Raw genomic sequence first — 1,486 nt, 5'->3', positions numbered from 1 at the left:
GAGTCTGTCAAGAATTTTGTGTAAGCTCTCAAAATTGATCTAGCAACTACGATGCCGCGGCTTGACACGGAGCCTCTGTGGGCATGATGATCGGCGATGCGGCGATTCCCTAAAACATGGTCATCGCCAAGGCATTCAGCCTATCATGCCCACCCCTCCATGTAAAGCCGCTTTTAGCGTACCTGGACGCGTTCTGGATAGTATACGGTAAGCTGGAGAAGAATTTGTCCCCAGTTCTGTACACGACCTGTCCACTTTCGAACGACGTCCATAGTGGAGAGATACAGCATCTTCAGTAGCGATTCGTCTGTTGGGAATATGCTTTTTCCCTTTGTTACTTTGCGTAATTGCCGGTGGTAACTCTCGATCATGTTCGTTGTATATATGAGTTTTCGAAGTTCTGGCGGATATTTGAAGAAGGTCGCAAGTTCATCCCAGTTTTGACGCCATGATTTGACGATGAGCGGGTACTTGCTTCCCCAATTTTCTTCAAACCGTTCCAATTCCAGCAGGGCCGCTTCTTCCGTGACCGCCTTGTAAATTGGCTTTAAGTCCGCTGTTACTTTCTTAAGATCCTTGTAAGAGACATATCGCGTTGAATTACGGATTTGGTGGATGATGCATTTTTGGATATCTGTTTTCGGATAGCAAGCTGCAATAGCTTGTGAAAAGCCGCTTAGATTATCGACGCAGGTAATAAGGATGTCTTGAACTCCGCGGTTCTTAAGCTCGTTTAACACATTCAGCCAAAACTTTGCAGATTCGTTTTCCCCAATCCAAATGCCCAGTACATCTTTGTTGCCGTCTAAATCAATGCCGATCACCATATAGGCAGCCTTGTTTACGATATGGCCTTCTTGCTTAACCTTGAAATGAATGGCATCCAAAAAGACAACCGTATAGATCTGCTGCAGAGGACGGTTCTGCCATTCCTTAATCAGCGGTACGATCTTATTCGTTACATTAGAGATGAGAGTCGGTGAGACCTCAACACCATACAACCCTTGAAGATGATCCTGAATGTCCCGTGTGCTGACACCCTTCGCATACAATGCGATGATCTGCTCCTCAATGCCGGTCACATTCGTCTGATTTTTCTTCACGACCACAGGTTCAAATTCACCCAGTCGGTCCCGAGGTACTTCAATTTCTACATCACCGTATTCGGAGGTGACGGTTTTCTTACTATAGCCGTTGCGGCTGTTTCTCGTTTGCTTGTTTTTTACATCGTGTCTCTCATAACCGAGATGCGTGTCCAGTTCCGCTTCTAGTGCTTCTTGGAGCACTTCCGCAAATAATTCCTTTAGTGTCCTTTGAATATCTTCTGCCGATTGAAAATTATGCTCTTTTACGAATTGACGTAATTCTTGTTTTGACAATAATCCGCTTCGGGTCATCATGTGCTTATTCCTCCAACTTTGATCTAGTAGTCAGTATTGCCAAATTTATCTCAGTTGAGAGGTTACACAATTTATTTTACAGACCC

Annotated in this window: 1 protein-coding gene; it reads right to left on the bottom strand. The window is 44.7% G+C overall.

Features of this window, described 5'->3' with window-relative positions:
• Positions 1–173: 173 nt before the first annotated feature.
• Positions 174–1,397, bottom strand: a complete 1,224-nt coding sequence (locus QMG93_RS34890) for an IS256 family transposase (RefSeq protein WP_281944500.1) — start codon at positions 1,395–1,397, stop codon at positions 174–176.
• Positions 1,398–1,486 lie beyond the last annotated feature (89 nt).

Origin of the sequence: Paenibacillus tyrphae, from assembly GCF_027925525.1 — a bacterium.
Classification (GTDB): domain Bacteria; phylum Bacillota; class Bacilli; order Paenibacillales; family NBRC-103111; genus Paenibacillus_G; species Paenibacillus_G tyrfis_B.
This window is presented reverse-complemented; position numbering and strand designations above follow the sequence as displayed.